Origin of the sequence: Hominimerdicola aceti, from assembly GCF_025567495.1 — a bacterium.
Lineage (GTDB): Bacteria > Bacillota > Clostridia > Oscillospirales > Ruminococcaceae > Hominimerdicola > Hominimerdicola aceti.
This window is the reverse complement of sequence record NZ_JAOQJZ010000002.1, coordinates 256056-270151: the sequence shown is the minus strand read 5'-3', so window position 1 is coordinate 270151 and position 14096 is coordinate 256056. Positions and strand designations below refer to the sequence as shown.

Genomic DNA, 14096 nt, shown 5'->3' with positions numbered 1-14096 from the left:
GCGTTTTACAGATATATATGAATACACAAAAGCTGCTTGATCTTGCCTCAGAGCTTGAATGTAACGTTATCTATAACGAGCCGCTTTCAAAGCATACCACATTCCGCACAGGCGGAACGTGTACTGCAATGGTGGATATAAGCTCAGAGGAAAGCCTTGCAAAACTTGTTAGAGCCGCACACGAATGGAACGTAAGATATATTGTTGTTGGAAATGGCTCAAATCTTTTATTTGACGATAAGGGCTACGAGGGCGTGGTGTTCCTCATGGGTCAGTCAGTGGACGAGATAAAAATGATGAACGAAAACACCATATACGCCGAGGCTGGGTGCAGCCTTATAAAGCTGTGCAGATTCGCTCTTGAGCATAACCTCACAGGACTTGAGTTTGCCTATGGCATACCGGGAACTGTGGGCGGTGCTATATATATGAACGCAGGTGCTTATGACGGGGAGATAAAAAACGTTATAACCTCTGCGAACTCCGTGAGGGCAGACGGTACTGTACATACTACAGAGGCAAATAAAATGGCTCTTGCTTATCGCAGCAGCTGCTATCAGAAAAACGGTGAAGTCATAACCTCAGGAGTGTTCAGACTTGAGGCAGGAGCGTATGACGATATACAGGACAAAATGGTGGAGCTTATGGGCAGACGCCGTTCAAAACAGCCACTTGAATATCCAAGTGCAGGCTCGACTTTTAAAAGACCTGAGGGACAGTTTGCAGGAAAGCTCATTGAGGACTGTGGTCTGAGGGGATACACAGTGGGAGGAGCACAGGTGTCTGAAAAGCACTGCGGTTTTGTGGTGAACAAGGGTGGTGCAACAACTGAGGATATTATGTCGGTGATAAGACACGTTCAGCACATTGTCAAAGAGCAGACAGGCTATCTTCTTGAATGTGAGGTAAAGATAATACCTTACAAGGAATAATTTAAATAGGGATCAATAAGTGATGATTTTTTTCAGCTTTGTAAGAAAGGAATGAACGTTATGCAGTTTGTGATAATTACTGGTATGTCAGGATCGGGAAAATCAAGTGCCGTGAATGTGCTTGAAGATATAGGATATTACTGCGTTGATAATATGCCGCCTGAGCTTATCCCAAAGTTTGCAAACATATGCAGTCAGTCTGACGGAAAAATAGACAAGGTAGCGTTTGTTGTTGATATAAGAGGCGGCGACCTTTTTCTGAAGCTTCAAGACACAGTAAAGCAGCTTCAGGGCGAGGGCGTGAGTCTTAAAATACTTTTCCTTGACAGCTCAGATGACGTTATCGTGAGAAGATACAAGGAAACAAGAAGAAAGCACCCTCTTGACGAGGTGTCATATGGAAACATAAGAAAAGCTATTGAAACTGAGCGTGAGATATTAAGACCTATAAAAGCACAGGCTGATTTTTATATAGACACGTCCAGAAGCTCAACAGCTCAATTTAAGGAAAGGCTTTATTCCATATTTCTTGGAAACAACGAGTTTATGCATATTGACGTTCAGTCGTTCGGGTTCAAGTTCGGTGCAATGAGCGAGGGCGACCTTGTATTTGACGTAAGGTGTCTGCCTAATCCGTTTTATGTACCTGAGCTTAAGAACAAAACAGGTCTTGACAAAGACGTTTATGATTATGTTTTGAGCTTTGACGAAGCCAAAGTGCTTCTAGGCAAGCTAACAGATCTTATCGACTATCTCATACCTCTTTACGAAAAAGAGGGCAAGTCACAGCTTGTTATAGCGTTCGGCTGTACGGGCGGAAAGCATAGGAGCGTTACCTTTGCAGAAGCAGTTGCGGAGCATCTGAGAAAGCAAGGTCACAGGATAAGAATAACACACAGAGATATAAATAATCAGTAAGGCGGTTTGAAAGTTGGAGGACGTATCCTTTTCATATAGAGCAAAAGAAGAAATAATCAGCAAGATAAATTCAAAGCCAAAGGCTGACGTGTGCATGATGGGTATGCTCACGTATTGTAACTGTCTGTCAGATGATGAGATATCTTTTCTCACTGAAAACAAAGCGGTAGCGGACTTTTTCGTGTTGAACACTGGCAGGATAACTGGTAATGAAAACGCAGTGTTAGTCACAGAGCAGAAAAAGCGAAACGGCGTTGTGCTTTATGCTTTGGATATTCCTGAGCGTGAGGACAGGCTCACACTTCTTGACTATTTCAGAATGGATAAGAGCAGGCGTTTGGAAGAAGCTGACCTGCCTAAAGAGAAGTTTTATCCACAGCTCGTGGCTGGTATATTTCTTGCCTGCGGTTCGGTGAACAATCCTGAGAAAAAATATCATATGGAGTTCGTTATGCCAACGATAGAGCTTTGCAATGATTTTGGTATGCTGCTTATAGATAATTACGATATCACTCCAAAGCACGTTGAACGTAAGAACGCACAGATAGTTTACATAAAAGAGTCTGAGAATATCATAGATATGCTTACTCTTATGGGTGCGCCTATGTGTTCGCTTGAACTTATGAACGTAAAAATGATGAAAGATATGCGCAACAAGATAAACCGAGCGGTGAACTGCGATAATGCCAATATAGAGAAGTCGCTGAAAGCAGCGGAAAAGCAGATAAGCGATATCGAGCTTATAGACGAGACAGTGGGGCTTTATTCTCTTCCTGATAATTTGCAGGAGATAGCTGAGCTTAGATATAATAATCCTGACTTCAATCTTAAAGATCTTGGTGCAGCCATAGATCCTCCTATCTCACGTTCGGGGGCAAACCATAGATTGCAGAAGATAGCAGAGATAGCTGACAGGATAAGAGTTGAAAAAGGTCTTGCACTGAAAGAGGAATAAAAATGCCTGAGTTTGTACATCTACATCTTCATAGTGAATATTCGCTCCTTGACGGCGCCTGCCGTATCAAGGAGCTTGTTTTGCGTGTAAAGGAGCTTGGACAGAAAGCAGTTGCGGTCACAGACCATGGAAATATGTTCGCAGCAGTGGAGTTTTACAACGAGTGTCTTGCTCAGGGCATAAAGCCTATAATAGGCTGTGAGGTGTATGTTGCACCAAGAACACGATTTGACAAGCTAGCGAAAATAGATAGCTCGCCATATCACCTTGTGCTTCTGTGCGAAAACAACGAGGGTTATCAAAATCTTATAAAGCTTGTGTCGGCGGCATATACAGAGGGCTTTTACAGCAAGCCTAGAGTGGATATAGAGCTGCTTGAAAAATACCACAAGGGGCTTATCTGCTTGTCGGCTTGTCTTGCGGGTGAGATACCAAGAAAGCTTACCAATGGCGATTATGAGGCTGCAAAGCAGACTGCTCTTAAATATCGTGATATATTTGGCAGGGATAATTACTTTATAGAGCTTCAAAATCATAAGTTTGCAGACCAGCAGAGAATATTGCCTATGCTTATAAAGCTTTCACGAGAAACAGGAATACCGATGGTGTGCACTAATGACGCACACTATCTCAGACGTTCAGACGCTAATGCGCAACGTGTGCTAATGTGTATCTCAACAGGCACGACACTAGACGACCCAAGCAGGCTTGAATTTCCGACAAACGAGTTTTATGTAAAGTCAGCAGAAGAAATGGCAGAGCTTTTTCCCTCTCAGCCTGAGTCGCTGGAGAATACAGTAAAGATAGCTGACAGATGTAATGTAAGCTTTGAGTTTGGCAAAACAAAGCTTCCGTATTTCCATATAGACGGTGTTTCAGATAACGAAAAGTTTCTTCGCGATATGTGCATGAAAGGGCTTTATAAACGTTATGAAAATCCTACAAAAGAGGCTTTGAAACGTGTTGACTATGAGCTTGACGTTATAACGAGAATGGGATATACTGACTATTATCTCATCGTATGGGATTTCGTGCATTATGCAAAGACCCATGGTATACCTGTTGGCTGCGGACGTGGTTCAGGTGCAGGAAGTCTGTGTGCTTATTGCATAGGCATAACGGGTATAGACCCGCTAAAATATGACCTGCTTTTTGAACGTTTTCTTAATCCAGAAAGAGTTTCCATGCCTGACTTTGATATAGATTTCTGCATGGAAGGCAGACAGCGTGTTATTGATTACGTTGTGGAGAAATACGGTTCTGACCATGTGGCGCAGATTGCGACTTTTGGCACGCTTGCGGCAAAGCAGGCAGTGAGAGATGTGGCAAGAGCAATGGGTCTGCCTTATCAGACAGGAGATATGCTTGCAAAGAAGATACCTAGAGGTCAGCCACTTAAATATTCCATAGAGAATATACCTGAGCTTAGTTCCCTTTATAAGACTGATATGAAGATACGACAACTTCTTGATATTGCCATGAGCGTCGAGGGTATGCCACGAAATGTATCTACCCACGCAGCAGGCGTTGTTATCACAAAAGAGCCGGTTGACTTTTACGTTCCTCTCTATTCTCGTGACGGACAAGTTTCCACACAGTATACAATGACAGTGCTTGAACGATTGGGACTTCTTAAAATTGATTTTCTTGGACTCCGCAACCTTACCATTATAGACCACTGCCGAAAGCAGGTGATAGAAACTCACCCTGATTTTGACTTGGAGAAGATACCTCTTGATGACAAGAAGGTATATGAAATGCTTTCACAGGGCAAAACGGAGGGCGTTTTCCAGTTTGAAAGTGCAGGAATGACTGCGACTGTCATGAAGCTTCGCCCTGAAAGATTAGAGGACCTTATCGCTGTTATCTCTCTTTACCGCCCAGGACCTATGGACTCGATACCAACATATATCCGAAACCGCCATGAACCTGACAGGATAGTGTATAAGCACCCATTGCTCAAAGGCATACTTGAAGTGACATACGGCTGTATAGTTTATCAGGAGCAGGTAATGCAGATATTCCGCACGCTCGCAGGATATTCATACGGCAGAGCGGATATCGTAAGGCGAGCAATGGCTAAAAAGAAAGCGGCTGTTTTGGAAAACGAGCGAAAAGCGTTTATCTACGGCGAGAAAGGGCAGTGCTGTGGTGCAGTGGCAAACGGTGTGCCCGCTAATGTTGCCAATGAGATATTTGACGAAATGACCTCTTTTGCAAGCTATGCCTTTAACAAATCCCATGCGGCGGCTTATGCAACTATCGCATATCAGACAGCGTATTTAAAATGTCATTTCTATAAAGAATACATGGCGGCACTTATGACTATCACGCTTCTTGACAGCACAGACAAGCTTTACGGATATATCGCAGATGTTGGCAAAAGTGGCGTTAAAATTTTGCCGCTGGATATAAATAAGAGCGAAAGCGGTTTTGTGGCAGAGCCTGAGGGAATACGCTTTGCACTTCTTGCGGTTAAGTCGCTTGGTGAGGGGGCTATCGACAGGATAGTTTCTGAGCGTAAATCAGGTGGAGCGTTCCGTTCGCTTCAAGACTTTTGTACACGAGTTTCGGGCAGAGATATCCACCTGAGAACAGTGGAAGCACTTATAAAGAGTGGAGCTTTTGATGGTTTTGGATACACTAGACGTGAACATCTCAATGCTTGTGAGGACATAATGAAAAGCGTAACTCGGTCAGACGGAAGTGTGATTGAGGGTCAACTTGATTTGTTTGGCATGGGTGCTGCTTTGCCAATGGAAAAGAAGATAGAACGCTGCGGCGAGTTTGACGAACAGCAGCTTCTTGAATTTGAGCATGAAGCTCTTGGTATGTATATATCCGCCCACCCTATAGACCGCTTTGAGTGTGTGATTTCAGCCACAAGGTGCGTCACCTCTGCACAGCTCATAAAAGCCTGTACAGACGATGGCGGAATGGCTGATAAACGTTTCGCTGATGGGGCGGAAGTAGACTATGCAGGAATGGTCAGGGGCAGAAAAATGCTAAAGACCAAAAAAGGCGATATGATGTGTTTTGTGGAGCTTGAAGACAAGTTCGGAACATTAGAGATAGTGGTTTTTCCGTCAGTTTTTCAAACTATGGGAGGCCTTATAAAAGACAGAGCGCTTCTACACATCAAAGGCAAGATATCATGCAAAGAGGAAGAAGAACCTAAGATACTTGCGGATATGCTCGAGCCTGTCGATAGATTTTGCTCATTACAGCTTCAAAGGGATATTTGCGTAAGGCTTGTTTCAAGAGATGCAGAGGGCATAAAGGCTGTTAGAACTATAGCCGAAAAATACAGAGCACAGACTGGTTCAAAGTTTGCGGTGTTTTTCAGCGATATACGCAAAATGACAGGCATAAAGTCTGTTCATGCTGTGAAAATGTGTCCTGAACTGCTCGTCGAACTTGAAAACAGACTGGGTGCTGAAAACGTGGTATTTATGGATAGAAAAGGAGAATAAAAATGGAGCCAAGAACATATAAGGTAACAAAAATTGACGGCGATTATGCACATCTTCTCAATGTGGACACAGGCGAAGATCTTCTTATGGCAAGAGCGCTTTTGCCTGACGAAACAGACGAGGGAACAATGCTTCACTGGGAAAATTTCATTTATACGGTAATAGAATAAGTGTATTTATGAAATTCTTGTGAAAAGTATGGAAATCTGCACAGGAATGTGATATACTATATTATTATCGTGTTATCACGAAAAATTTTAGCGTGAAAACGCTTGAAGGAGTAATCAAATGGCTGTATCTTATAGTAGGGAAGAACTCGGCAGAGGGATATCTCTTACAAGAATATATGACAAGAAATTCAAGTCAAACTGCGTGAAGATAGCATTTATATCACCGCTGAACGAAAAAACAGCCTGCGTCAATGCAATGCTACAAACAGTGCTTGTGACATCGAATGCAGAGATACCTTCACGAACAAAGCTTACTTCCACACTCACCGGGCTGTATGGTTCGAGCATAGGTACTAACTGTGGCACTATAGGCGACTATCAGTCTGTGGGACTGTCTGCGAGCTTTATCGGCGACGATTATACTATAGACGGCGAAGTAATATCCGTTCAGGTTGTAAGACAGCTTCTCAATTGTCTTATAAGACCGCACCTTGTTGATGGAAAGTTCTGTGAGAAGTATTTTACTTTGAGAAAGCAGGAGCTTATCGACGCTATTGTTGCAACTGTCAATGACAAGCGTGGCTATGCACTTTTGCAGGCGAAAAAGGTCATATTTGAGGGCGAACCTGCGGCTGTGTCTGCAATTGGAACTGTGGAGCTTGCTGAGAACATAACTCAGGAGGATTTGTTAAGACAACACAAAAAGCTTCTTGAAAGTGCAAAGATAGAGATAACCATATCAGGCGGTGGAAACACTGTTGCGGCTGAAAATCTTATAAGAGATGAAATGGCTGCCCTCGAAAGAGTTTCGCCTGTGGAGAAAATAGACTACAGACACAATTCACCTGCAAAGGCGGAGCCTGTTTATAGAGAGCTTAAAATGCAGGTAAGCCAAAGCAAAATGGTCATGGCATTCAAGTCTGATTATGAGGATATCTACACCGCAAAGCTTTTCTGTATGCTTCTCGGAGCAACGCCTTTTTCAAAGCTTTTTGCAAATGTGAGAGAGAAGCTCAGCCTTTGCTATTATTGTTCTTCCGCATATGCCGACAGAAAGGGCACTCTTTTTATCGATAGTGGCGTTGAAAGCTGTAACATAGAAAAGGCAAAAAAATCTATCGAAGAACAGCTCGAAGCCATATGTAATGGCGACTTCACCGATGAGGAGCTTGAAAACACAAAGAAATCTCTTTGCGGAGGCTTTAAGTCAAATTATGACAGCATATATGATATCATGGGTTGGTATGCTGCACAGAACACACGAAACACAGCTTTCACCCCTGAGGAGATAAATGAGCGGATAGCAAAGCTTACTCGTGAGGACATAATAAGATGTGCAAAGACTTTTAAGCCTGATACTGTTTTCGTGATCAGGGGCGAGGAAGAGGAGGACTGTGATGAATAAGGAGATCGTAAAGAGCGAGCGACTGGGCGAGAGCTACAGCGTTTTTCATCACCCATCAGGACTTGACGTGCTTGTGTGGAAAATGGAGGGCTTCACAACTACAGAAGCCATATTTGCCACAAAGTACGGCTCGATTTACAACTGTTTTAAGACCAAGGACAGCAAAGATTTCATCACTGTGCCAGAGGGCATAGCCCATTTTCTTGAGCATAAGCTTTTTGAAAACGAAGACACAGATGTTTTTGACTTATATGCAAAAACTGGTGCCAACGCAAACGCTTTCACGTCTTTTGATGAAACGGCATATACGTTCAGTTGCTCGGAAAACTGGGAGGATTCTCTTGAAATACTTCTTGACTTTGTTCAGAAGCCATATTTTACAGAGCAATCTGTGGCTAAGGAACAGGGAATAATCGGTCAGGAAATAAAAATGTGTGCAGATTCTCCTGAAAGACAGTGTTTTTATAATCTGCTGAAAGCTCTGTATGTAAACCACCCTATAAAGATAGATATTGCAGGAACTGTTGATACTATTGCTGAGATAACCCCTGATCTTCTTTATAAGTGTTACTACACTTTCTATAATCTTCACAATATGGTCCTTGCCATTGCAGGAAATGTTGACGAGGATAAGGTCATGGAAATATGCGATAAAATGTTGAAGCCATGCGAGAATATGGAGCTTGAAACAAAGCTTCCTGATGAGCCTGAGAATGTAGCGCAGAAAAAGATATTTCAGAGCTTCCCTGTGGGTCTGCCACTTTTCAATATCGGCTTCAAGTGCAAGCCTTATGAGGGCAGAGAACTTTTCAAAAAGGCTGGAACAGCGTCAGTTGCGCTTCATCTGCTTATAGGCTCGTCTTCGCCACTTTATAAGCAGCTTTTTGACGACGGACTGATAAATTCGCAGTTCGGCGTGGAAGTTTTCACAAGCGGCGGAGTATTCTCTCCAATAATATCAGGTGAATCCCATGACCCCGAAGAGCTTTATCGCCGTTATCTAGCGGAGATAGAACGTGTAAAGACAGAGGGCTTTGACAAGTCGCAGTTTGATATGATAAAGCGTTCTATGTACGGCGAAATAGTAAGAGGAATGAATAATCCTGAAAGAGCAGCAGATTATCTTGCAGAAAGCTATTTTGAAAACTCCGACGCTTTCTATGAAGCACAGGTTCTTGCAGAAATGACTGTGGAGGATTGCGAAAACGCCGTAAGAGAAATGTTCGACCCTGAAAAGTCGTCTATCTCCGTGGTAGATAATAAATAGGTATTTTGAGCCACAGACTCAGTGAAAGGAATGATAAATTTATGACAGCATTGCAGTTTCTTGCCGACTCTTCGGCAAATGACGCAATAAGGGAAAAACTCAGAGAGTTTCCGAACAGAGTTTATTTCCCCAATTTCGGAAAGGGTGACAATATCTTCAAAGAGGGTATTGATATCGACAGAGTGCTTTTTACAGTGCCAGGTACGAATTTCAAAATATATTGGTATGGTTTTTTAATAACCATCGGTATTCTTCTTGCGATGATATACGGCTTCAGAAGAATGAAGACCGTAGGCATCGACCCTGATAGAGCGACAGATTCCGTTATCGGCGGACTTATTGGAGCTATCTTTGGCGCAAGATTTTATTATATCATCTTTAATACAGAGGGCATGAAATTCTCAGAGTTTTTCGATATTCGTGACGGAGGTCTTGCTATCTACGGCGGACTTATCGGTGCGATAATCGTGGGCGGAATTATAGCAAAAGTAAGAAAGCTGAAGCTTACTGCGCTTCTTGATGTGGTCGCACCATGTTTTCTTATCGGTCAGTGTATCGGACGTTGGGGCAACTTCTTCAATCAGGAGGCCTTCGGTGCAAATACCAAGCTTCCTTGGGGCATGATAAGCAACACCACAATGGAATATATCTCAAACCATTATGACGAGCTTGGCGGCAAAGTGTCGGCTCTTGACCCTATCCACCCATGCTTCCTTTATGAATCTATTTGGTGTCTTATTGGATTTATAATCCTGCATTTCTATCTTAAACACCGCAAGTTTGACGGCGAAGTATTCCTTATGTACACAGGCTGGTACGGTCTGGGAAGATTTTTCATCGAGGGCCTGAGAACAGATTCGCTCTATCTTGGAAACATAAGAGTATCACAGCTTGTTGCAGGCACTTGTGTTCTTGCTTCACTTGTACTTATAATCGTGTTCAGAGGTATCACAAAGAGAAACAGCGATTACAAACTGTTCGTTGACACTGAGCTTTCAAAGGCACAGCTTGAGCAGTATAACAGCTATAATGATATGCAGCAGGAAAAGAAAGAGCTTAAACATAAGATAAAGGAAGCCAAGGATAAGGGTGAGAGCTTTATTGAGCTTCAAAAAGAATATGACGAAAAATTCGGCAAGCAGGCTCAAAAAGACAAGCTTAAAGAAGCCGAGGAAAAGGACAAGGAGTCACACACCAAAGCCGAGACAGAGTATAAGTCTATCCTTGGTGACGATAACGACGAGGACAGCGAAGTAAAAGATACAGATGAAAAGGATACGGAGGAAGAATAAATGGGACAGATAATTGACGGCAAGGCAGTATCAGCCAAGGTCAAGGAAGAAATAAGACTTGAAACAGAGAAGCTTAAAGAGCAGGGCATAGAGATAGGTCTTGCAGTGGTCATCGTCGGTGATGACCCTGCTTCACAGGTCTATGTAAGAAACAAGGAAAAGGCTTGCGAAACTGTGGGCTTTAATTCATTCAAGTATGCTCTCCCTGCGGAAACAACAGAAGAAGAGCTTCTCGACCTTGTCAAAAAGCTCAATGATGACGACAGAGTGGACGGAATACTCGTTCAGCTCCCACTGCCAAAGCACCTTGACGATAAAGTGATAATAAATAACATCAGACCTGACAAAGACGTTGACGCTTTCCACCCTGTAAATGTGGGCAAAATAATGATAGGCGATTACAGTTTTCTGCCATGCACACCTGCCGGCGTTATGGAGCTTATCAAGTCAACAGGTACTGACATTGCAGGCAAGGAGTGTGTAGTGGTTGGCAGAAGCAATATCGTAGGCAAGCCTCAGGCTATGCTGTTGCTGCACAATAACGGCACTGTTACTATCTGCCATTCAAAGACAAAAGATCTTAAAGAAGTTTGTCAGAGAGCAGATATCCTAGTTGCTGCTGTTGGCAGACCAAAGATGATAACCGCTGAATATATCAAGGAGGGCGCAGTAGTTATCGACGTTGGTATGGATCGTGATGAAAACGGCAAGCTTTGCGGTGACGTTGATTTCGAGGACTGCAAGGATAAGGCTTCATTTATCACACCTGTTCCAGGCGGAGTTGGCCCTATGACCATTGCGATGCTTATGAGAAACACACTCACAGCAGGCAAGGCTCATCACGGTATAGAATAGTTGTAAAATTTCTGTTAAGACTATTTACAATTTGTCTGAAATAATGTATAATATATGAGTTGCTTACTGCAACATATCCATGCAACAGAATATGGGTCACGCCCGTAAGTGGGAAAGTTACCTGCCATATTCTTTTACATCGGAAATATTTTAACGAAAGAGGTACAAAAAATGCTTAGAAAAGACGAAAAGACAGCTGTTATCGAAGCTAACAGAACTCACGAAACAGACACAGGTTCACCTGAGGTACAGATCGCTATCCTTACAAAGAGAATCAGCGACCTTACAGAACATCTTAAGACACACAAGAAGGACAATCACTCAAGAAGTGGTCTGTTCAAGATGATCGGTAAGAGAAGAAATCTTCTCAACTACCTCAAGAAGAAGGATATCGAAAGATATAGAGCTACTATCGAAAAGCTGGGTATCCGTAAGTAATCATGTAACTGACATCAAGGCAGAGGCATTTATTGCCACTGCCTTTTGGTGTTTATTTGAACTGTAGGTGAAAGGTAACTTAGCATTAAACAGAATATATGAGGTTCGTATATCCTGTTTATTGCTAATGCTTTCACCATACAGAAAAAACTAAATTTCTAAAATGGAGGAAAGACAATGTTTGAGAATTTCAAAACTTTTGAAACGACATATGCAGGCAGACCTGTAGTAGTTGAAACAGGTAAGACCTGCGGACTTGCTAACGGCTCTTGCTGGGTAAGATACGGTGAAACGGTTGTAATGGCTAACGTTACAGCTTCCGCAAAGCCAAGAGAGGGTGTTGACTTTTTCCCACTTTCAGTTGACTTTGAGGAAAAAATGTATGCAGTAGGCAGAATACCAGGTTCTTTCACAAAGAGAGAAGGCAAGGCTTCTGACAAGGCTATCCTTGCTTCAAGATGTGTAGACAGACCTATCAGACCTCTTTTCCCAAAGGATATGAGAAATGACGTTTCAGTTGTTATGACAGTTCTTTCTGTTGACCCTGACAACTCACCTGAGATCACAGGTATGATAGCTACATCTATTGCACTTTCCATCTCTGATATCCCTTGGAACGGCCCTGTTGCATCTATCAACGTAGGTTACGTTGACGGAGAGCTGGTGCTCAACCCAACTCTTGAGCAGAGAGCTAAGAACAGACTTAACCTTACAGTTGCAGGTTCAGCTGAAAAGATAGTTATGATCGAGGCAGGTGCAGACCAGATTCCTGACGATCTTATGCTCAAGGCTATCATGACAGGTCATGAAGAGATAAAGAAAATGGTAGCTTTCATCAACGATATCAAGGCTCAGATCGGTAAACCTAAGTTTGAGTTTGAGTCAATGGAAGTTGACCACGATCTGTTCGACGCTGTTGAAGCAATGGTAGGCGAGCAGGTAAAGGTCGCTCTTGATACAGATGATAAGAATGTAAGAGACGCAAGACTCCAGCCAATAATCGACGCTGTTCATGAGAAGTTCGATGAGCAGTGCGAGGATAACACTGCTGTTCTTGACGAAGTTATGTATAAGCTCCAAAAGAAGATAGTTAGAAACTGGCTATATGAGGGCAAGCGTGTTGACGGCAGAGGTATCGACGAGATAAGACCACTTGCCGCTGAAGTTGGCGTTCTCCCAAGAGTACACGGTTCAGGTATCTTCACAAGAGGTCAGACACAGGTAATGACTATCGCAACACTTGGCCCTGTTTCAGACGCTCAGAAACTTGACGGTATCGACGAGGAAACTTCCAAGAGATATATGCATCAGTACAATTTCCCTTCATATTCTGTTGGTGAAACAAGACCTTCAAGAGGTCCGGGAAGAAGAGAGATAGGTCACGGCGCACTTGCTGAGAGAGCACTCGTTCCGGTTATTCCTTCTGTTGAAGAGTTTCCATATGCTATCAGATGCGTATCTGAGGTGCTTTCTTCAAACGGTTCTACATCACAGGGTTCTATCTGTGGTTCTACACTTGCACTTATGGACGCAGGCGTTCCTATCAAAGAGCCTGTTGCTGGTATCTCATGTGGTCTTATCACTAAGGAGGACGGCAGCTGGATGACTATGGTAGACATTCAGGGTCTTGAGGACTTCTACGGCGATATGGACTTTAAGGTAGGCGGTACAAAGAACGGTATCACAGCTATTCAGGTGGATATCAAGGTTGACGGTCTGACACCTGAGATAATCGCAAGTGCTTTTGAAAAGACAAGAAAAGCAAGAATGTATATTCTTGATGAGATAATGCTCAAGGCTATCCCTGCTCCTCGTGCTGAGGTAAGCAAGTGGGCACCTAAGATGCTGGCAACAAAGGTACCGGTTGACAAGATCAGAGAAGTTATCGGTTCAGGCGGAAAGGTAATTCAGAAGATCTCTGCTGAGTGCGACGTTAAGATAGACATATCTGAGGACGGTAGCGTATTCGTTTCAGGTATCGACAAGGAAAAGGCTGAACAGGCAATCAATATCATCAATACTATCGCTAATGACCCTGAGATAGGTGCTATCTACAGAGGTAAGGTAGTAAAGATAATGAACTTCGGTGCTTTCGTTGAGATAGCTCCTGGTAAGGACGGTTTGGTACACATTTCTAAGCTTGACAAATCAAGAGTAGAAAAGGTCGAGGACGTTGTTTCTGTTGGCGACGAGATCGTTGTTAAGGTAATGGAGATCGACGATCAGGGCAGGATCAATCTTTCAAGAAAAGACGCTCTTGCTGATATCGAAGCTAAGAAGAACGCTAAGTAATAAGTTTTAAGAGCGGGCGGCTATGTGCTGTCCGCTTTTTTTGTTGACAAATTTGTTGACAAAAAAGAAGAAGTATGTTAATATAAAAGTAATAAATTT

Annotated in this window: 11 protein-coding genes; all 11 read left to right on the top strand. The window is 43.0% G+C overall.

Annotation, left to right across the window (positions count from 1 at the left end):
* The first annotated feature begins 17 nt into the window (after positions 1-17).
* The 11 genes from murB to OCV57_RS03390 all read left to right on the top strand — a co-directional run bounded on the left by murB (position 18) and on the right by OCV57_RS03390 (position 13997).
* Positions 18-932: a UDP-N-acetylmuramate dehydrogenase gene (gene murB, locus OCV57_RS03440; RefSeq protein WP_267300444.1), complete on the top strand. Its 915-nt coding sequence runs from the start codon at positions 18-20 to the stop codon at positions 930-932.
* Between the two features lie 60 nt (positions 933-992).
* On the top strand, positions 993-1850 hold the full coding sequence (gene rapZ, locus OCV57_RS03435) for an RNase adapter RapZ (RefSeq protein ID WP_038671699.1): 858 nt from the start codon (positions 993-995) through the stop codon (positions 1848-1850).
* Positions 1851-1863: 13 nt separating this feature from the next.
* The gene (gene whiA / locus OCV57_RS03430; RefSeq protein ID WP_242989164.1) at positions 1864-2805 is read left to right on the top strand and encodes a DNA-binding protein WhiA; all 942 of its coding nucleotides are present in this window, start codon (positions 1864-1866) and stop codon (positions 2803-2805) included.
* A 2-nt stretch (positions 2806-2807) separates the two neighbouring features.
* Positions 2808-6278 carry a DNA polymerase III subunit alpha gene (locus OCV57_RS03425; RefSeq protein WP_267300443.1) on the top strand — a complete coding sequence of 1157 codons (3471 nt, stop codon included), beginning with the start codon at positions 2808-2810 and terminating at the stop codon, positions 6276-6278.
* 2 nt (positions 6279-6280) lie between these two features.
* Positions 6281-6448, top strand: coding sequence for a hypothetical protein (locus OCV57_RS03420; RefSeq protein ID WP_022286737.1), 168 nt, complete (start codon positions 6281-6283; stop codon positions 6446-6448).
* 118 nt (positions 6449-6566) lie between these two features.
* Entirely contained in the window at positions 6567-7853 is a 1287-nt protein-coding gene (gene yfmF, locus OCV57_RS03415; protein ID WP_267300442.1) for an EF-P 5-aminopentanol modification-associated protein YfmF, read from the top strand.
* Positions 7846-9120, top strand: coding sequence for an EF-P 5-aminopentanol modification-associated protein YfmH (yfmH, locus tag OCV57_RS03410; RefSeq protein WP_022286739.1), 1275 nt, complete (start codon positions 7846-7848; stop codon positions 9118-9120). The genes yfmF and yfmH overlap by 8 nt, the downstream gene beginning before the upstream one ends.
* Positions 9121-9161: 41 nt before the next feature.
* On the top strand, positions 9162-10412 hold the full coding sequence (lgt, locus tag OCV57_RS03405; protein WP_195388494.1) for a prolipoprotein diacylglyceryl transferase: 1251 nt from the start codon (positions 9162-9164) through the stop codon (positions 10410-10412).
* Positions 10413-11267 carry a bifunctional methylenetetrahydrofolate dehydrogenase/methenyltetrahydrofolate cyclohydrolase FolD gene (gene folD, locus OCV57_RS03400; protein WP_046439758.1) on the top strand — a complete coding sequence of 285 codons (855 nt, stop codon included), beginning with the start codon at positions 10413-10415 and terminating at the stop codon, positions 11265-11267.
* Between the two features lie 171 nt (positions 11268-11438).
* A complete protein-coding gene (gene rpsO, locus OCV57_RS03395; protein ID WP_022286742.1) occupies positions 11439-11705 on the top strand; it encodes a 30S ribosomal protein S15 in 267 nt (88 codons plus the stop codon).
* Positions 11706-11882: 177 nt separating this feature from the next.
* Complete coding sequence (locus OCV57_RS03390) at positions 11883-13997, top strand: polyribonucleotide nucleotidyltransferase (RefSeq protein ID WP_022286743.1); 2115 nt, start codon at positions 11883-11885, stop codon at positions 13995-13997.
* Positions 13998-14096: the final 99 nt, after the last annotated feature.

What these genes read in the sequence shown, in the direction of transcription:
- murB (WP_267300444.1), top strand. Translation starts at nt 18, where the DNA reads ATGAATACACAAAAGCTGCTTGATCTTGCCTCAGAGCTTGAATGTAAC.
- rapZ (WP_038671699.1), top strand. Translation starts at nt 993, where the DNA reads ATGCAGTTTGTGATAATTACTGGTATGTCAGGATCGGGAAAATCAAGT.
- OCV57_RS03425 (WP_267300443.1), top strand. Translation starts at nt 2,808, where the DNA reads ATGCCTGAGTTTGTACATCTACATCTTCATAGTGAATATTCGCTCCTT.
- OCV57_RS03420 (WP_022286737.1), top strand. Translation starts at nt 6,281, where the DNA reads ATGGAGCCAAGAACATATAAGGTAACAAAAATTGACGGCGATTATGCA.
- yfmF (WP_267300442.1), top strand. Translation starts at nt 6,567, where the DNA reads ATGGCTGTATCTTATAGTAGGGAAGAACTCGGCAGAGGGATATCTCTT.
- yfmH (WP_022286739.1), top strand. Translation starts at nt 7,846, where the DNA reads ATGAATAAGGAGATCGTAAAGAGCGAGCGACTGGGCGAGAGCTACAGC.
- lgt (WP_195388494.1), top strand. Translation starts at nt 9,162, where the DNA reads ATGACAGCATTGCAGTTTCTTGCCGACTCTTCGGCAAATGACGCAATA.
- folD (WP_046439758.1), top strand. Translation starts at nt 10,413, where the DNA reads ATGGGACAGATAATTGACGGCAAGGCAGTATCAGCCAAGGTCAAGGAA.
- rpsO (WP_022286742.1), top strand. Translation starts at nt 11,439, where the DNA reads ATGCTTAGAAAAGACGAAAAGACAGCTGTTATCGAAGCTAACAGAACT.
- OCV57_RS03390 (WP_022286743.1), top strand. Translation starts at nt 11,883, where the DNA reads ATGTTTGAGAATTTCAAAACTTTTGAAACGACATATGCAGGCAGACCT.